The sequence below is a fragment of the Pseudoalteromonas sp. 2CM36K genome, from assembly GCF_023161865.1.
Lineage (GTDB): Bacteria > Pseudomonadota > Gammaproteobacteria > Enterobacterales > Alteromonadaceae > Pseudoalteromonas > Pseudoalteromonas tetraodonis.
Genome location: NZ_JALNTK010000036.1, coordinates 1 through 19,752 on the forward strand (window position 1 = coordinate 1; position 19,752 = coordinate 19,752).

12 protein-coding genes and 2 pseudogenes are annotated in these 19,752 nt (G+C 40.2%); 11 read left to right on the forward strand and 3 right to left on the reverse strand.

The window, feature by feature from the left end; genetic code table 11:
- The first annotated feature begins 373 nt into the window (after positions 1-373).
- The 8 genes from pgi to MTN97_RS17280 all read left to right on the forward strand — a co-directional run bounded on the left by pgi (position 374) and on the right by MTN97_RS17280 (position 11,906).
- On the forward strand, positions 374-2,020 hold the full coding sequence (pgi, locus tag MTN97_RS17245) for a glucose-6-phosphate isomerase (RefSeq protein WP_248474972.1): 1,647 nt from the start codon (positions 374-376) through the stop codon (positions 2,018-2,020).
- Between the two features lie 235 nt (positions 2,021-2,255).
- Entirely contained in the window at positions 2,256-3,728 is a 1,473-nt protein-coding gene (gene zwf / locus MTN97_RS17250; protein WP_248474973.1) for a glucose-6-phosphate dehydrogenase, read from the forward strand.
- A 3-nt stretch (positions 3,729-3,731) separates the two neighbouring features.
- Positions 3,732-4,442, forward strand: coding sequence for a 6-phosphogluconolactonase (pgl, locus tag MTN97_RS17255; RefSeq protein ID WP_248474974.1), 711 nt, complete (start codon positions 3,732-3,734; stop codon positions 4,440-4,442).
- 674 nt (positions 4,443-5,116) lie between these two features.
- Positions 5,117-5,821 carry a SapC family protein gene (locus MTN97_RS17260; protein ID WP_248474975.1) on the forward strand — a complete coding sequence of 235 codons (705 nt, stop codon included), beginning with the start codon at positions 5,117-5,119 and terminating at the stop codon, positions 5,819-5,821.
- Between the two features lie 124 nt (positions 5,822-5,945).
- The gene (locus MTN97_RS17265; protein WP_248474976.1) at positions 5,946-6,980 is read left to right on the forward strand and encodes an isoaspartyl peptidase/L-asparaginase family protein; all 1,035 of its coding nucleotides are present in this window, start codon (positions 5,946-5,948) and stop codon (positions 6,978-6,980) included.
- 126 nt (positions 6,981-7,106) lie between these two features.
- Complete coding sequence (gene hrpA / locus MTN97_RS17270; RefSeq protein ID WP_248474977.1) at positions 7,107-10,994, forward strand: ATP-dependent RNA helicase HrpA; 3,888 nt, start codon at positions 7,107-7,109, stop codon at positions 10,992-10,994.
- 226 nt (positions 10,995-11,220) lie between these two features.
- Positions 11,221-11,601 (forward strand): two-component system response regulator, encoded by a 381-nt coding sequence (locus MTN97_RS17275; protein ID WP_138627520.1) that lies wholly within the window; start codon positions 11,221-11,223, stop codon positions 11,599-11,601.
- A gap of 8 nt (positions 11,602-11,609) precedes the next feature.
- Positions 11,610-11,906 (forward strand): PilZ domain-containing protein, encoded by a 297-nt coding sequence (locus tag MTN97_RS17280; protein ID WP_214552626.1) that lies wholly within the window; start codon positions 11,610-11,612, stop codon positions 11,904-11,906.
- 9 nt (positions 11,907-11,915) lie between these two features.
- Here the strand turns inward: MTN97_RS17280 and MTN97_RS17285 are convergent, their stop codons facing one another.
- Positions 11,916-13,106 (reverse strand): class I SAM-dependent methyltransferase, encoded by a 1,191-nt coding sequence (locus MTN97_RS17285; protein WP_248474978.1) that lies wholly within the window; start codon positions 13,104-13,106, stop codon positions 11,916-11,918.
- A gap of 139 nt (positions 13,107-13,245) precedes the next feature.
- Between MTN97_RS17285 and MTN97_RS17290 the strand changes: the two genes are divergently transcribed.
- A complete protein-coding gene (locus MTN97_RS17290; protein ID WP_248474979.1) occupies positions 13,246-13,902 on the forward strand; it encodes an HD domain-containing protein in 657 nt (218 codons plus the stop codon).
- Between the two features lie 4 nt (positions 13,903-13,906).
- Positions 13,907-14,335: a VOC family protein gene (locus tag MTN97_RS17295; RefSeq protein WP_248474980.1), complete on the forward strand. Its 429-nt coding sequence runs from the start codon at positions 13,907-13,909 to the stop codon at positions 14,333-14,335.
- 47 nt (positions 14,336-14,382) lie between these two features.
- Here the strand turns inward: MTN97_RS17295 and MTN97_RS17300 are convergent.
- Both MTN97_RS17300 and MTN97_RS17305 read right to left on the reverse strand, forming a co-directional pair.
- Positions 14,383-15,379 (reverse strand): annotated as a pseudogene (locus MTN97_RS17300) (two-component system response regulator).
- A gap of 17 nt (positions 15,380-15,396) precedes the next feature.
- Positions 15,397-18,715, reverse strand: a pseudogene (locus MTN97_RS17305) (PAS domain S-box protein).
- A gap of 245 nt (positions 18,716-18,960) precedes the next feature.
- Here MTN97_RS17305 and MTN97_RS17310 point away from each other — a divergent pair.
- Positions 18,961-19,653: a M48 family metallopeptidase gene (locus tag MTN97_RS17310; protein ID WP_013465231.1), complete on the forward strand. Its 693-nt coding sequence runs from the start codon at positions 18,961-18,963 to the stop codon at positions 19,651-19,653.
- Positions 19,654-19,752: the final 99 nt, after the last annotated feature.

A 19,752-nucleotide genomic window follows, 5' to 3' on the forward strand; every position in this document is an offset into this window, starting at 1 on the left:
AATAGGCCACAACTTTTGTTGTAGCCTATTATGAAGCCTCTGAAAGATCGTTCAATTAACTTAAACGATCCGCATTAGACATTTGTCGGCTTTTTTTTGCTCGCTTTAATTTGGATCAGTTAGAAATTAATAAAATCTTTATTAAAGAGAGGGGCTGATCAGTTGTTAAATTCAATTTTTAATTTTATGATACCGGTGTCAAAAGTAAAAAATTGCGCTATTATCTGCATCAAAGCTTATAAAAATAACGCAAATTAGACTTTTTAAGCTATAATATTGGGCTTTGCTTTTTACAAAATTCGGTTGTTTTGCGTCGTAAAAAATTAAATAAAGCGCTTTAAATCAATAGATTAATAAATTAGGGGATGTTTACATGGCGAGCCGTTCTGAGTTAGTAAGTTGGCAAGCACTAGAAAATAGTGCACAAAAGATGACACAAACACATCTGAAAACTTTATTTGCTCAAGACGATTCTCGTTTTTCTCAATTTTCTACTCACATTCCCGGTGTATTGTTTGATTATTCAAAACAACGTATTGATGAAACAGTTTTCGCTCAATTAATCTCATTAGCTAAAGAGTGTGATATTGAAGCGTGGCGTGAAAAAATGTTTGCCGGTGAAAAAATAAATATCACCGAAGACCGTGCTGTATTGCATACCGCACTTAGAAATCGCGCCCATACACCGCTTGTTGTTGACGGTGAAAATATTACTGAGGCGGTCGATAGCGAACTTGCTAAAATTAAAACCTTTGTTGAAAAAGTACGCAGTGGACAATGGTTAGGTTACACCGGTAAAGCGGTGAAAGATGTAGTGAGTATTGGAGTAGGGGGGTCAAACCTAGGCCCTCAAACGGCAACTGAAGCACTTAAAGCAGTGGTTGATAAACCGTTAAACGTTCATTATGTTTCTAATGCTGATGGCGTACAAATTGCGTCAGTATTGAATAAAGTTGACCCTGAAACAACGTTATTTGTTATTTCGTCAAAAACGTTTACTACATCAGAAACCATGACCAACTCAAAAACAGCAGTTGATTGGTTTTTAAATAGCGCCAAAGATAAAAGCGCCATAGCAAAGCATTTTGTGGCAGTAAGCACTAATTTAGAAAAAACCGCGGCATTTGGTATTAGTGACGAAAACGTATTTACCATGTGGGATTGGGTTGGCGGTCGTTTTTCACTTTGGAGTGCGATTGGTTTACCTATTGCACTTTATGCCGGCTTTGAAGCATTTGAAGCTATTTTAGAAGGGGCGTTTGAAGTTGACGAGCACTTTAAGTCGGCGCCGCTTGAGCAGAATATTCCTTTAATTATGGCGCTGTTGAGTGTATGGAATACCAGCTTTTTAGGGTTTGATTCGCAAGCTATTTTACCTTACGACCAAGCATTGCATATGTTGCCTGCATATTTACAACAAGGTGAAATGGAAAGTAACGGTAAACACGTCACTTTTGACGGGCAAACCGTACCTTACACTACCGTGCCTATTATTTGGGGCATGACGGGAATAAATGGCCAGCATGCGTTTTATCAATGTTTGCACCAAGGCAATATAATTGTCCCCGCGGACTTTATTGGCTCTGTAAAACCACAAGTTAACGTTGATAAGCATCACAATATTTTATTATCGAACTTTTTTGCACAAACCGAAGCATTAATGAACGGGGTAGATGCGCAGCAGATAACCGCTGATTTAACAGCCAAAGGCAAAACGCCTGCGCAAATTGAAATGCTACTAAAGCATAAAATTCATCAAGGAAACCGCCCAACAACGTCTATATTATTAGACACGGTTGATGCAAAAGCGGTGGGTCGTTTAATTGCATTGTATGAACATAAGATTTTTTGCCACGGTATTCTTTTACAAATATGTTCGTTTGATCAGTGGGGCGTTGAGCTTGGTAAAGGCTTAGCCTCTAAAATTGAAGCTGAATTAACCGACGATAACGTGGTTAATGAGCACGACAGCTCAACACAGGGCTTAATGGCGTACTACAAACAACACCGTACGCAGTAACACATTCACTTATTACACAATAAGTAACCAAATACCTTTGAACGGGTAGCGCTGGAGTCCTAGGGCCTGTATTTTTGTGAGAGGAATTACAGTGTCCCTAGACCCATATTTTATGGCGCATATAACGAACAACATTAGTAGGCTTTGTGCTAAGGCCTGCATTATCCAGATAATAAACCGCTATAACTGATTACCAATACGGTAGTGGCAGGTAGCATAAACGTAGAGAGTAACTATGCTTAATCCTTTTGATATTATAATTTTTGGGGGCGGTGGTGATCTTGCGTTACGCAAATTACTTCCTGCAATGTATCGAGCATATCAAGAAGGTAACTTACCGCAAGGCTCACGTATTTTGCCTACCGTGCGCGAACAAAGTAAATGTGATGAATACATTGATACCGCACACAAAGCATTACAAGAATTTTTAAGCGAAGGCGAGTATAACGCTAAGGATTGGAAATCGTTCTCAGCGTTTTTAGTGCCTGTAGTGAGTAATGTTACCGAAGCGGATGATAACTGGGATGTACTGAAAAAGATTCTTGATGAAGACGACAGCGATAAATCTCGTGTGTTTTACTTATCTCTTCCGCCAGCTGTGTATGGCACTTGTTGCGAAATTCTATCTACTAAAAAATTAATAACAGCCAATTCACGTGTTGTTGTAGAAAAACCAATTGGTTATTGTGGCGAGTCTGCAGAAGTTATTAATTCGAAAATTGCACAGTACTTCGACGAAGATCAAATCTTCCGTATTGACCACTACCTAGGTAAAGAAACCGTTCAAAACTTAATGGCATTGCGTTTTTCAAATTCATTATTTGAAAACATGTGGGATGCTAAATCGATTGATAATATCCAAATTAGCTTATCAGAAACGGTAGGGCTTGAGAGCCGCGCTGGTTTTTATGATAAAGCCGGTGCCTTGCGTGACATGGTGCAAAACCACTTGTTACAGCTACTTTGCTTAGTCGCAATGGAGTCACCGCATAAACTTAAAGCCAATAGTATTCGTAATGAAAAGTTAAAAGTATTAGAAGCATTACGCCCATTAGAGGGCAGCGATGTTGATGACAATATTATTCGTGGGCAATACGTACCGGGTGATTTAAACGGTAAAATAGTCCCAGGTTACTTAGAAGAGCTAAACGAAGGGGCAAGTAAAACTGAAACGTTCGTGGCTATTCGAGCGCACATTGATAATTGGCGTTGGGCAGGTGTGCCTTTTTACCTGCGTACCGGTAAACGTATGGCAAAGCGCTGCGCTGAAATTGTGGTTGAATATAAAAAAGTATCTCATAACGTGTATGAGGACAGCGTAGGTAATATTGAGCCAAACCGTTTGGTGATCCGTTTACAACCACAAGAAAGTATTCAATTAACGCTGATGTCGAAGCGTTTGGATAATTTAGACATGCAACTTGAGCCTGTAACGATGAACATTGAGCTGTCGCAAGCATATAGTAATGGCTTTCACTCAGATGCTTACAAACGTTTAATGCTTGATGCTGCAGCGAATAATCCATCATTATTTATTCACCGCGACGAAGTACGCCAAGCGTGGAAATGGATTGATCCAATAATTGAACGTTGGCAAGAAAAAGGTAAACCAGCACTGTACAGAGCCGGTAGTTGGGGCCCTGAAGATGCAGATGAATTATTAGCAGAGAATAATCATGTTTGGTTTAACACTGGCGATAAGGCATAAGTGATGGCAACAATAGTAGAAAAGTTTTTTGACGATAAAGCTGCGCTGACTGATGAATTATCTCAGTCGTTAGAGCATGCTTTACGTGATGGTATTGAACGTGATGGCCGTGCAGTATTAATGGTTTCAGGCGGTTCTTCACCTGAGCCGGCTTATAAACATTTATCGACCCTTGATTTAAACTGGGCAAACATTGATGTTGCTATGGTTGATGAGCGCTGGGTTGAGGCAAGTCATGAAAAGAGTAATGAAGCATTCATCAAGCGTACTTTGTTACAAAACCATGGTGCAGCGGCTAATTTTATTAGCATGAAAAATACAGCAGCCACTGCAGAGCAAGGGGTTGATGCCTGTGAAGCGCAGTTTCAAGCATTAAAACGTCCTTTTGATGTGACTATTTTAGGCATGGGCCCAGATGGCCACACCGCGTCGTTATTCCCACATGCACAAGGCCTGAAAAACGGCCTAGATTCGAGCCAACTTGTGTGCGCTATCAACGCGATACAAAGTGACGTAACAGGCAGTATTACTGAGCGCATGAGCTTAACGTTAAATGCGATTGCACAATCTAAAGTGGTTAAATTGTTAATTAGTGGCGATGAAAAGCTGGCTGTTTATAAACAAGCTTTAGCGGGGGGCAATGTGAATGACATGCCGTTACGTGCGGTATTAAATCACCCTGAGATCAACATTGAAGTGTATTGGGCGCCCTAATTTTAATATAAATTAGATGTGCGCTAAACCTCTTTGTATTGATGGTTTAATGAAAGGTCAGTCGCTTTTGCTACTGACCTTTTTTATTGCTGATCTGTTTTACTCTTTGCTGAATTAAACAAAGCCGCGCAGAGATAAAGATGAAATGCTGAGTATTGCCTCCACAATTAGCAGTATAAAATAGGCTTTTACACCGATTGTAAATCCTGAATAAATTTTACTTATAGCAAAAAATCAAATGGTTAAATTTATTAAACACTAACTCACAAGCATGTTTTACGGTTTGAAAATTCCTACTCACCACGTTGTTTTAAACAAAATCAATTTAAAAATGCTTCAAGTACATGCTGGAAATTGATCGATAATTAAATTAGCCGGTTTACATGAAACTAATGAAAGCAAACTTTTATGAAGAATAGACTCTTGGTAGTTTTTGTTTTCTATTTTAGGCAGTATTTCATTTTGAAAAAATGCGTGCAACAACCTCAAGTAAGGTTGTGGCATATCATAAGTAACGTTTTTATATATATTTGTCTAAATAATCAACGATAATTTTTTGTTAATTAATATCCTACAAACTGCCACAAAATTTTCACTTCCTTTTTGTTGCCAAAACCTTTAGCCTTAGGGCACTAACAGTAAAAAATCAAATTTATAAATAACGGAGCAGTAACATGGCGGAGCAACAAGTACAGCCTTTACACAACGAAAAACATGCCAACACTAAAATTAAAAATGGCATCAATATCGAATTTATGAAAACTCAACATTTAGTGCCAGTTGTAGCACACGAGTTTGCGCGTATCGCCAATGAGTTTCCAATGTCTTTTGTTAAAAATAACGAAACAGGTACTTTTCAAGCAGTTGCTATGTTTGGCCTAGAGCCAGGTGAAAACTTATTTGTTGATGGCGACAAATGGACAGCTGCGTTTGCACCTATGGCAACAACGCGTTACCCATTAGGTTTAGTAAAGCACCCTGAGCAAGATCAATTTGGTATTGTAATTGACGAAGCAAGCCCATTAGTTGGTGAAGAAGAGGGTAATGCATTATTCGAAAACGGTGAAGAAACTGATTACCTAAAGCGTCGTAAAGAAGCGTTAGTATCGTTTATTGAGTTTTCACAAGTCACTGATGCGTTCACTAAATTCCTTGCTGATAAAGAATTACTAGTAGCACAAACGCTAACGGTTGATATTAAAGGCGAGAAAAAAGACATCAACGGTATTTACCTTATCGATGAGAAAAAACTAAATGAGCTAAGCGATGCAGACTTCCTAGAGCTTCGTAAACGCGGTTATTTAGCACCTATCTATTCTTTCTTGACGTCTACTCACCAAGTAGCACGTTTAGCACGTTTAAAAGCGCAACAAGCGTAATTTTTAAACAGAATTTAAAAAGCGCCTCAGGGCGCTTTTTTTATGCCATTAAACTCAGTTCACTTGAAAAACCCCACGTAACCATTCACATTAGTTTTAATCTTAACTAACAAAAGAACGCACAATGAAAAAATCACTATTACTAGGACTGCTTTACGGTAGTTTAATGAGTGTGAGCTCATCTGCATTGAGTGCGAGCACGCCGTTTGCCATTGCGATTCATGGCGGGGCAGGCACAATCGAAAAAAGTAAATTTACACCTGCTCAAGAGCAAGCTTACCGCGATAAATTAGCTCAAGCTGTTGAGGCTGGGTATAAGGTACTTGAACAAGGCGGAGAAAGTCTTGATGCAGTCACAGCAGCCATTGAAGTGTTAGAGCAATCGCCTTATTTTAACGCCGGGCGTGGCGCGGTATACACCTATGATGGTAGCCATGAGTTAGATGCCTCTATTATGGATGGTCGTAACCGTCAAGCTGGAGCGGTTTCGGGCATTAAGCACATAGAAAGTCCAATTAAACTTGCCCGTTTAGTGATGAAAAAATCGGTGCATGTGATGTTAAGTGGCCAAGGTGCAGAAGAGTTTGCTAAAGAGCAAGGCATTAGCTTAGTAGAGAATAATATATTTGATACAAAGCATCGCTATGAAGCTTTATTAAAAGCAAAGGAAAAACTAGAGGCGAGCAAAAACACCAATAAAGATTATCAAGCAGCGCATAAGGCGTTACCCGCTAATTATAAAATGGGGACTGTGGGGGCGGTGGCACTGGATAAACAAGGTAATTTAGCCGCGGGCACGTCAACTGGCGGGATGACCGCAAAACGTTTTGGCCGTATTGGTGATGCACCAGTTATTGGCGCGGGTACCTTTGCAGAAAACGCCTCGTGTGCGGTATCGGCAACTGGCCATGGCGAATATTTTATTCGTTATAATGTGGCAAGCGATATTTGCGCACGAGTAAAATATCAAGGTAAAACCATTGCTCAAGCTGGGGATGAAGTAATAAATGGGGTGCTTAAACCGATTGGCGGCACAGGCGGTGTTATTATTGTTGATACAAAAGGCAATATTAGCCTGCCGTTTAATACCACAGGCATGTACCGTGCGAGTAAATCGAATACGCAAGCGACTTATGTAGGTATTTTTAGCGACGAATAAGCGTTTTTTTTAGTGGCTGGAGGTTTATATAATAATCCGCTGATTGTATGTCCTTTACAGGATTAACCTCAGCCATTTAATTTGCTACAATCAAGGCTCTTTGACTAATTTTTATAAGGTATGCAGGTGGTAAACCTAGGTCAGTTGTTTGGCGAGCTAAAAACGTGCTTAAAAAAAGATCAATTCAGTTTTAAAAAGCGCCTTCATGGCGTAAAAAAAATTACCGACGAGGCAAAACTTACCAGTGCGCTTGAAAAAATTACGGCTGATATCAGTCGCAGTCAATCGCTTCGCGAGCAGCGTTTAGCTGGGCTACCTAACGTTACTTATCCTGAGCAATTACCGGTCAGTCAAAAAAAAGACACCATTAAAGAGGCCATTGCTAATAATCAAGTGGTGATCATTGCTGGTGAAACCGGCTCAGGTAAAACCACACAAATTCCTAAAATGTGTTTAGAGTTAGGGCGTGGGGTTGATGGGTATATAGGCCATACTCAACCTAGACGTTTAGCTGCACGTAGCGTTGCCAATCGTATAGCAGAAGAAATGCAATGCGAGCTTGGTCAGCAAGTGGGTTTTAAAATTCGTTTTAGCGATCAGGTTTCTAATAACAGTTATATAAAACTGATGACCGACGGTATTTTATTAGCTGAAATACAACAAGACCGTTTTTTGAATCAATACGACACCATTATTATTGATGAGGCGCATGAGCGCAGTTTAAACATTGATTTTATTTTAGGTTACCTTAAAAATTTACTTCCTAAACGTCCTGACTTAAAAGTTATTATTACCTCTGCGACCATTGATCCAGAACGTTTTTCTAAGCACTTTGATGATGCGCCAATTATTGAAGTATCAGGCCGGACATTCCCTGTGGATGTACGCTATAACCCCATCAGTGACATCCAAAAAGAAGACATGGAAGCCGAAGGCGACCAGTTACAGGGGATTTTTGATGCGGTCGATGAACTTTGCGCTGAAGGCCCCGGTGATATTCTGATCTTTTTAAACGGTGAGCGAGAAATACGCGATACCGCCGATGCGCTAAGTAAGCGTAATTTAAAACACACCGATATATTACCTTTGTATTCAAGGCTATCGAACGCTGAGCAAAATCGTATTTTTGCGCCGCATTCGCGCCGCCACATTATTCTTTCAACCAACGTGGCTGAAACATCGCTAACGGTGCCAGGTATTCGTTATGTTATTGACCCGGGTACGGCGCGTATTAGTCGTTACAGTTACCGTACAAAGGTTCAACGTTTACCCATAGAGCCTATTTCGCAAGCTAGTGCTAATCAGCGAATGGGGCGTTGTGGACGTGTTGAAGCGGGTATTTGTATTCGCTTGTATTCAGAGGACGATTTTTTATCACGTCCTGAATTTACCGATCCTGAAATATTGCGTACTAACTTAGCGTCAGTTATTTTACAAATGCTGGCATTAGGGTTGGGTGATATGGCGCAATTTCCTTTTGTGCAAGCCCCAGATAGCCGCAACATTAACGATGGTTTAACACTGCTTGAAGAATTAGAAGCGGTAAAAGAAGCTAAACGTCATCAAAAAACCAGTTTAACGCAATCTGGTCGAGAGCTGAGTCGTTTGCCAGTGGATCCGCGTTTAGCAAAAATGGTGCTGACTGCGCATAAGCTGGGTGCATTGCGTGAGGTGATTATTATTGTTGCTGCGCTTTCAATTCAAGATCCACGAGAACGACCACAAGAAAAACGCCAGGCAGCGAATGAAAAACACGGTCGCTTTGACGATCCAGACTCTGACTTTATCGCCTTTTTAAACTTGTGGAATTACCTCGAAGAGCAGCAAAGTGAGCTGACCAATAGCCAGTTTAGAAAGCTATGTCAAAAAGACTTTTTAGCGTATATGCGTATTCGTGAATGGCAAGACATCGTTTATCAAATCAGCACTGTGTGCAATGAAATGAAAATGAAAGCCACTACGAATGTTGCAGACAGCGAGCTTATTCACAAAGCACTGTTAAGTGGCATGCTTAGTCATATCGGTTTTAAAGACGAAAAGCAGCTGTATAAAGGCGCACGTAATAGCCAATTTCATATTTTTCCAGGATCTGGCTTGTTTAAAAAGAGCCCCAAGTGGATGATGTCGGCTGAATTGGTAGAAACCAGTAAACTCTATGCCCGTATTAATGCCAAAATAGATGTGAACTGGGTAGAACCGTTTGCTCAACATTTGGTAAAACGAAGCTATACAGAGCCACACTGGGAGAAAAAGCCCGGTGCAGTCATTGCCTTTGAGCAACAAACACTTTACGGCCTGCTTATCGTTAATAAACGCCGGTGTGTGTATAGCAAGATTGATCCTAAAGTAAGCCGCGAATTATTTATCCGCTCGGCGCTGGTTGAACAAGAGCTTGGATTAAATGAAGCATTTTTAGCGTATAACCGCGAATTAATTGAAGATATTCAAGTGCTCGAGAACAAGTCTCGTAGACGCGATATTTTAGTTGATGAGCAAACCTTGTTTGAGTTTTACGAGAAGAAAATACCCAGCGATATTAACAATCGTGCTGCGTTTATTAAGTGGTATAAAACACAAAAACAACAAGACAAACACTACCTGCACATGACGCGCGAAGAGCTCATGCAACATGGCGCCAGCAGCATTACCGAATTTGACTACCCAGATACATGGCAGCAAGATAATTTGATGCTGCCGCTTACCTATCACTTTGATCCAGGCCAAGCGGTTGATGGCGTTGCCGTACAAATACCCGTTGCACTGTTAAACCAAGTGCAAGAAAGTGGCTTTGATTGGCATATACCGGCATTTCGTCATGAGTTAATTTGTGGGTTAATTAAGTCATTACCAAAGTCATTACGTCGTAACTTTGTCCCTGCGCCCAATTATGCCGATGCGGTGTTAGCGGCTATAGAGCCATTACAAGGCTCGTTAATCGACTCGCTAAGCAATCGATTACTGCGTATGACCGGCGTTCGTGTAGACCCTGAAGCGTGGGATTTAACTGCGCTTGCTCCGCATTTAAGGCTACAATTTGAGGTGCGCGATGAACACGACAAGCTACTGGCACGTGGACTCGATTTAGCTAAACTTAAAGCGCAGCTACAAGGCAAGGTCACCGACACCTTATCTAAAGTCGCCGACAAAGGCATAGAAAAAACCGATTTAACACAGTGGGATTTTGGAGAGTTACCAACATCCTATGTGAAAAAGCAAGGTCAGTACGAAATTAAAGCGTACCCTGCGCTGGTGGATAAAAAATCAACGGCGGCAGTGGAGTTATTCGATAACGAAATTAAAGCGCAATTAGCGCACCAGCAAGGGTTGCGTCGTTTAGTGTTATTAAACGTGCCATCACCCATTAAATACCTGCAGAAAAATTTACCAAACAAGGCTAAGCTAGGGTTGTACTTTAATCCTTTTGGTAAAATTGCCGATTTAATAGATGACTGCATTGCATCGGGTGTTGATAGCCTATTAGTTAAATATGGTGATATTCGTACAAGTGATGCATTTGAAGCGGTTATAGAGCATATTCGCGGCGAATTAGGCGACACCGTAGTAGCAATTGCAACCCAAGTAGAGCAAGTACTGAGTATTGCTCATGCGCTGCATAAAAAAATGAAAGGGCGTGTAGATTTAACCATGATCACTGCCCATGGCGATATTAAATCTCAGTTAGAATCGCTTATTTTTAAAGGTTTTGTGAGCCAGCATGGGGCGGATAAGCTTGGCGATTTAATTCGTTACTTAAAAGCGATTCAAAAACGACTAGAAAAGCTACCCGTTGACCCAAATCGTGATAGATTATGTGTGCTAGAGCTTGAAAAAGTAGCGCAAGAATATAAAAAACTGACGAATAAAACCCCTAAAGGAATGCCATTGCCTGATGATGTTGAGGCTATTTTTTGGATGCAGCAAGAATTACGCGTATCCTTATTTGCGCAAACCTTAGGTACGCCTTATCCAATTTCAGCAAAACGTGTGTTAAATGCGATAAAAGAAATTGAATAATCCCTTTATTCGCTATTAAGCTAGGGTCTGTTGACCTTTGCAGATTAAAATTTGTTCAAACTAGGGGCAGTTTAATCGCGGCGCGGGGTTTGTAACCTAGTGGGCTAAGTAAAAACCACACCACATAGGCTCTGCCTTGCCTAAATACCAAACAGGCTACTGTAAATTCAACCTTGAACGGTCAACAGACCCAAAGGGACTAACTTGAGAAGGAAATGACATTGCTATGTCCTCATTATTAAAACACCAAGCGCGACAATTGTTAGTGGTTGATGATGAGTATTTCAATTTTGAAATACTCAAATCAGGGTTAGCATCAACATTTGATTTAAGCTATGCTGATTCTGGTAAAAGTTGCTTAGCATCTGCCATTGCTAATCCGCCTGATATCATTTTGCTTGATGTATGTATGCCGGGGCTTGATGGTTATGATACCTGTCGCATACTTAAACATACGCCAGAGACAAAACACATTCCGGTGGTGATGATATCAGGACTTGAGTCAGAGCTTGAGCAACAAGCAGGCTTTGACTCAGGGTGTGATGCTTACGTTGTAAAACCTTTTTCCATCGCCGTACTACGAGAAAAAATTAATAATATTGTGTAGAGGGAATTATGTTTACTGAAGATAAGCGAAACTACAGACGTATGCAGGTTAACACACCCGCTAAGTTAACCTCGATTGAGCCCGTCGCAGGACTAAGTTACACAGGCACCTGCCTTGACTTAAGTGCAACAGGGCTCTCCTTGCAGCTCGATGATTTATTAGAGCTTGACTCAATTTTATCGGTTGATATTGCATCAACCCATCCAAGCATTGCACCGTTAAAAGCCACTGCAAAGGTGATACGTGCCAGCACAGAAGAGGATGGCACGATAACCGCGGGGCTAGAAATTATTGAGTTTAACTAAAATTAGTGTTTAGTAAACCTTACAAATAAGGCCTTTAAGATAAAAGCCTTCAGGGTAGCTGCCCGCAATAGGGTGGTCAGCTGCTTGATTTAAGCGCTCCATGATCAGCAAATCTTTACCTGCATCAAGTGCTGCATCTGCAACCACTTTTTGAAACAAATTTTGTTCCATTAAACCAGAGCATGAGAAAGTAAGCAGTGTGCCGCCTGGTTTTAATATTTGCATCGCAATCATATTAATATCTTTGTAACCCCGACACGCCCCAGTTAACTGCGCTTTATTATCAGCAAATTTAGGCGGATCCATCACAATCGTATCAAACATCACACCGTCTTCACGGTATTGGCGCAATAACTTAAATACATCTTGTTTTACAAAGTCGACTTTATTTAAATCAAGGTTGTTATGTTCAACATTGCGCTTTGCTGTATCAAGAGCTGGTTGTGAAACATCGACATTGGTTACATGCTTACAGCCACCACGCAGGGCATAAAGAGAAAACGTCCCCGTATAACTAAAGCAATTTAATACGGTTTTATCTTTTGAAAAACGCTCCAGCGCAGCGCGGCTGTCACGTTGATCTAAATAAAAGCCGGTTTTATGGCCTTCAAGAATATCAACTTCAATTTTTAAACCATTTTCTTCAATGATAACTGGCGCTGTGGGTTCATTACCCCAAAGCACTCCCTTAATTGGCTCCAAGCCTTCTTTAGTGCGTACATCTACATCTGAGCGCTCATAAATATTAGAGCCTGGGAAAATAGCCATTAATGCACCAACAATTTCACCTTTGTGGCGCTCAGCACCGGCACTGAGTAACTGACAAACCAAGGTGTTATCAAATTTATCTATGGTAACACCCGGTAAATAATCTGACTCAGCGGCGCAAAGCCTAAAACCGGTCAGTCCACCTTCTTCAATCGCATGGCTGCGAGCTTCTAAAGCACGACGAAGGCGACGCTCGAAAAAATGTTGATCTATCATTTCTTTTTCATCAAAGCTCCAAACACGCGCGCGAATTTGTGAATGCGGGCTGTAAGCCGCGGTGGCTAAAAACTTACCTTCACTGTCGTGTATGGTTACCGTGTCACCTAATCCAGGTTTACCTTTAATTTTTTTGATGGCTTTAGAAAATAACCAAGGGTGTTTTCTTTTTAATGATTTATCGCGACCAGCTTGCAGGTAAACGGCAGATGACATAGGGCTTCTCTGTAGTAATAAATAAGCGCTGTATTTTAGTCAAGCCACGCGCAACATACAATGAATGTTTTGCAAGGGCTTTATAAATCGCGTTAAAGTAGGGGATATTACCTCGTTTAAATAGATTTTTGGAAGCTCGGTGAACAATTTACCCCTTAGCCCTTCATTAAAGCAACTTGATCAGCAATGCAGAGAATTTATAACAGCGCTTATCCATGCTGATGTAGCCCATGATATCACTCATATTGAACGCGTTGTCCGTGTCGCAGTTAAATTATGCACTGCTGAAAAAGCCAATATGAATGTTGTTTTACCTGCTGCGTGGTTACATGATTGTGTGGCCGTAGCAAAAAACCACCCCGATAGGGCAAAAGCTTCAACGATGGCTGCCGATAAAGCGATTAGTTTTTTAGCGTCTATTGGCTATGATGAAGCACTATTTGATGATATTCACCACGCCATAGCCGCGCATAGTTTTAGCGCCAATATTGCTATTAAAACCGTTGAAGCACAGATTGTACAAGATGCTGACAGAATGGATGCCTTAGGGGCTATTGGTGTTAGTCGTTGTATGAAAGTGGGGGGCTCAATAAGCCGACTTTTGTACAATCCTAATGATCCATTTTGTTTAGAGCGTGAACCTGATGATAAACAGTACACCTTAGATCATTTTTTTATAAAGTTGCTGCATATTTCAAAAAGTATGAATACACCTTCAGCTAAAGCTGAAGCACTTAGAAGAACAGATTATATGTATGACTTTTTAGAGCAGTTAAAATCTGAAATTGGAGGGTAAGACAGTGAGGCCAAAATTGAACGGTATTGATCATTGTCATTTAAATGTTCAAAGCCTCACCCAAGCCGTTGATTGGTATGAAAAGGTGCTTGGTTTTACTGTAGTAGAGGAATTAGCATTTTGGAATGAAAAAGGCAAAGGCCCTTTAACGCTTGAAGATGAAAACGCATCCACACGTTTAGCTTTATTTGAGGCGCCAGGGCGAAGTAAAGGAATCGCTTTTGCTGCAACCGGTGAGCAATTTATAGCGTGGTTAGCACATTTTGAGCAGCTTAAAATTAAAACGATACTGGCTGATCATGGCGTGACTTTTTCTATGTATTTTAAAGATAACAGTGGGAATAGCCATGAGATCACTTCCCATGACTATCGCATTATAAAACAGCATTTTCCAGCTGTAGCGTTAAGTTCTCACAATGCCAAAAGGGGCTAGGTCCTGTTGAACTTTGCGCAGTAATATTTGTTCAAAAAAGAGACGATTTAATCGCGTTCTTGATGAGCCTTTTTTATCGCTAAAATAGCGTCTATTTTGCTAATAAAAAGATCAACCAGCTGAGGGTCAAAGTGTTTTCCTGCTTGTTGTTGCATATGCTCTAGTGTTTGCTCAATGCTCCACGGCTCTTTATAAGGACGTTTTGATGTAAGTGCATCAAATACATCAGCAATCGTTACAATCCGCCCCTCAATAGAGATTTCCTCGCCTTTCAATCTATTAGGATAACCTGTGCCATCCCATTTTTCATGATGTTCAATAGCCAATACATGGGCAAGTTGCAGTAAGGGGGAAGGTGAGTTGGCCAATATTTTAGCCCCTATAGCGGCATGCTCTTTCATGTGTGCAAATTCGTCGGGGGTTAATTTGCCAGGTTTTAACAGTATCGAATCAGGAATACCTATTTTTCCGACATCGTGCATTGGCGCAGCTTGGCGTAATAATTCTGCGTGTTGTTCATTCATTCCCAGTGCTAAAGCAAGTACTTTGCTGTATTGGCTCATTCGTGCAATATGCTCACCCGTATCGGTATCTTTGTACTCTGCCGCGCGACCCAATCGCTCAAAAAAAATCTACATGTGCTTGTTTTAGTTGTTCGGCTTGTACTAAAGAAAGATGAGTTTTTACCCTTGCCTTAACAATCGCAGGGCTAATAGGTTTGGTTATATAGTCAACCGCACCTAGCGAAAACCCTTCCGATTCATCTTGTTCTAGCGTGAGTGCGGTGACAAAAATGACCGGAATGTGTGCGGTTTTAGGATTAGCTTTTAAAATTTTGCACACTTCAAAGCCATTCATATCTGGCATCATTACATCAAGTAAAATGAGTTTTGGCGGATCGTTTTCTATTAATTGCAGTGCCACAGCCCCCGATTTAGCAAACGATAAACGGTAGTTACTCGCTAAGACCTCGCGCATTACTTTTAAATTTGCAGGTTCATCATCGACGATTAATATTCGCGCCTGACTTATCGATTGCTCCATCGTCATCCTCAGAAGAGCTAGTTATTGAGTGTTGTTAATAATGCGTTGAGCTGTGTTTGTGCATTATCAAATTCAAAGTCATTAAACTGCTCATAAATATTCAAAATAGCAGCTTTGTATTGTTCGGGTGTTATTCTTTCAATATAACTTAATAACGTATCATCCAACTCTGCTCGTTTAGCTTGGCTGAGTAAAAGCGTTAATTGGTGAATAAATTCAGCATCTGACACGGTTTCTTTTTGTAATTCATTCTCTTTAAAAGCAATGTGTAAGTGTGATAATTCATCTGCTAGCTGCTGCCACTCATGCTGACATTTTAATATGCACTGAGTATAACGTGTTATATCACGTTGTTTTTCAGCATGCGCAATTAAGTAAGATAAATTATTGAGCGCTAAATTACCGGCAAGACCTTTTAAATTATGCAAAATATGAGCATGATGTTTATCGTTTAGCTTAATGGCCGCCAAGGTTTGCATACTATTTTGATGCTGAGCTAAAAAGAGTACAACCTCTTTGAGATGTTTCTCTTTGCTGCCCCATATTTTTTCACCTTTACTAAAATCTATACGAATACGAAGTTTTGAATCTATTGGATCGTTAGTTACTAAATGGCTGATAGTAAGCCCAAGCACCCGCGCTATTTCTTGGTTGAGTTGGTTTATGTCAACGGGTTTCGTTGTAAAACCATTCATACCCGCTTGTTTGGCTGATAGCTTATCTTGCTGCAGCACACTAGCCGTTAAGGCAATTATTGGCGTGTGCTTTAGTTGTTTTTGCTGCTCTAAAGAGCGAATTGATGCTGTGGCACTGATCCCATCACATTTAGGCATATGAATATCCATTAGGATAATATCAAAGCGATGCTGATTAAACATGTCAATGGCCTCAAAACCATTATTTGCTTTACTTACCTGATGGCCTGCTTGGGAAAGCATAATTGTGAGTAGTTCGATATTTTGTTCAATATCATCCACCACTAAGATTTTTAATGGGGGTAAGCTAAATGCGTTTTTACTAATGGCTTGCACCTGACTTTTTTCGCCTGGCTCAAGCCCAACAGTAAAGGAAAAGCAGCTACCTTGACCAAGGGTACTTTGTGCGTATATTTTGCCACCCATTAATTCAACCAGCTGCTTACTAATTGTTGTGCCAAGCCCTGTGCCACCAAATCGGCGTGTTGTGGTGGCATCTGCTTGCTCAAAGGGTTTAAAAATAGCCTCAAGGCGACCTTTTTCGATACCTATACCGCTGTCTTGTACTTCAAATAAAATGGGTTGATTGGGTTTATGAGTAACCGAAAGAGTAACATGGCCTTGCTCAGTAAACTTTATCGCATTGCCGATTAAATTGGTTAGTACTTGGCGTAAACGCGTATCATCACCAAAATAAAATGGATTTACATTGTCAGCTATTTTTAAAATGAGCTGTAAGTCTTTGCGTTTTGCATCAAGCCAAAATGTCGACACAATATTATCGAGCAATTCTTGCAAGTTAAAATGTACTTTTTGAATTTCGAGTTTACCTTTCTCTAGCTTTGCTGAGTCAAGGATATCGTTGAGTAAATGCAATAAAGAACGCGCAGCGTTATTAACGGTAATAATTTGTTTTTGTTGCTCTTTATTAAGCGGACTATCCATTAAAATATCACTAAAGCCAATAATTGCATTCATAGGGGTACGTATCTCATGGCTCATATTTGCCATAAAAGACTGTTTAGCTTGCGCGGCTGCTTCAGCCTCGTATTTAGCTTGCTTTAAGCTTTGCTCATATTCATAGCGCTTGGTTATATCAATTAAAACGCCATCAATCCAGCGTGTATCATTTTTAGAGTTAGTGATAATACTTGCTTGATCGAGTACCCAAATAATATTGCCGTTGCGATGGCGAATGCGGTACTCAATTGAGTATTGACTGGTCGATACAACTGCTTGATCAATGGCTAAAGAAATCGCCGCTTCATCTTCTTTAACAATAAGCTCGGCAAAGGTAATACGCTGCTCAGTAAATTCTTCAGCGCGATAACCCGTTAGTTCATAGACGCTAGGGCTGATAAACAACATACTCCAGTGTTCATCTAACAATCAGCGAAATACCACACCGGGCATATTGTTCATCAAGGTACGGTATTGTCGCTCTTTTTCAATTAAGCTTTGTTGTAACGCTCTTTGTTCAGTTAAATCGGTAATAAAGCCCACAAACAATGTTTCAGTTTGTAATTGCTTTACTTCACCAATCCCCAAGCGAATTGGAAATTGATGACCATTTTTATGTTTTGCCCACACATCGCGATTAACACCAATAACACGTTTTACCTCATGGTTTGTTGTATTTTTTAAAAAAGCATCGTGTTGATTCGCAATATCATCAGCCATTAATATTTTTACATTCTGGCCAATGACCTCATTATCTTGCCAGCCAAAAATTGTTTCTGCGGCTTTATTAAAGCTCAAAATAGTGCCTTTAATATTTATAGTAACGATGCCGTCAATGGCAGTTGATAAAATAGCATCAATGCGAGACTCTTCAGCTGATTTTTTCCCCAACAGCATTCTGTATCGGATCCTGCCATTGATGATCACAACCACCGCTGTTAATAAAAGCGTGGCGAACGACACACTAATAGCAATAAAGGTTAGATGTGATTGGTTTGTTTGCTCGTTAATTACCGGGCTTGTTGCAATAAATCGCGTAGCGGCCATGCCCATAAAATGCATACCAGCCACGGCAAGGCCAAGAATAAGGGCACAAATAATACGATTATGCATAGGCGTTAATTTTTTAAAGTGTGCTGGTAAATGAAAACGTGCATAAAGACTTATAAAAGACAGCAGCACTGCAACAACAATTGAAGCGCCAAACCATATTAGATCATAACGAAGTAAAGGACTTAATTGCATCGCGGCCATACCGCTATAATGCATGGTGCCAACACCCGCGCCAAATAAAAGAGAGCTTAGAATTAAATTGATAATACGAGGGCGAGAGCTATATGTTTTCAAACAAGAAAAAGCAATGGTACATGCCAGTAAAGCCGGTATAAACGATACAAAAGTGAGTGTGGGGTCGTATTCAATTGTAGTGCACAAAGAAAATGCGAGCATTGCAATAAAGTGCATGCTCCAGATCCCTCCGGCAAGGACTAAGGCTGCGGTTATATTGGCTAACTTTCGATAAGATTTAAAATGTGTATTATTTGCTAAATCGAGAACGTGCAAAGAAAAATAAGCTGCAAAAATTGCGGTGAGTATAGATAGTGTCACTAAACTTGGGTCGTATACACCATTAATAATTAGGCTTGGATCTGGTTCGTTTATAAAAAAAATTAGCTAACATCAATCATTCACATAATATCTCTTAAATTCAGTCTAATATAAAATACAATAATAATCACAAGGTATTGAGTTATAAATTACAAAAGTAACGTAAGTGTTTTAAGCTCTAAACCATACTATTTATTGAGTAGCACTAAATGCATTGTTATTAAAATGGCATTTAGTGGGGATTATTTATAGATTAGCCGTTATGGTACAAGGTAAAATAAAACCCAGTGGTTAATTATAAATAGGCAGCATTCATTGTTGGATTACACTTTAAAGCGTAGTAAGCGAAGAAAAACAGTGGCTATCAAAGTCGCACAACGTGAGCTTACGGTATATGCGCCCCATTTTGTAACGAAAACACAAATTAATGAATGGCTGTTAAGTAAACAGGACTGGATTGATGCTCAGTTACATAAGCAACAAATTCAAGCCGATACACGACAGTTTCCACTCAAAACCCAGAGTATTAAATTATTTAATGAAGCTGTTAATGTGCAATTTGAAAACGCAGCACGCACTCAATGGCAGCAGCACAATGAAAGCCAAACGCTGTTACTGAGTATTTCTTCACGTGTAAAGCATCAAACGCAAATGTATCAAAGTTTGCTAGAGCAGTTTTTGCATGAGAAATTAGAAAGTTATATTGAAATGCGAGTTAACGATTATTGTCAGCTGATGGGTGAAAAGCTACCGAGTAATATTCGTATTCAATTGTATAAACGTCGCTGGGGTAGTTGTAATCGCAGGCGTGAACTAACCTTCAACTTACACTTGGCAAGTGCACCGACATGGGTCATTGACTACGTGATTGTTCATGAATTAGCACATTTAAAATATTTAAATCACAGCGCTCAATTTTGGCAACGTGTGGGATTATTTTATTCAGATTATAAACAAGCAAGCAACTGGTTAAACAATCATGGTATGAGTTTACAGTGGGTATTTGAATAAAAAGAAATAATGTAGAGAAGAGAAGTGGTGGAGGGAGCTGGATTCGAACCAGCGAAGGCTGAGCCGTCAGATTTACAGTCTGATCCCTTTGGCCGCTCG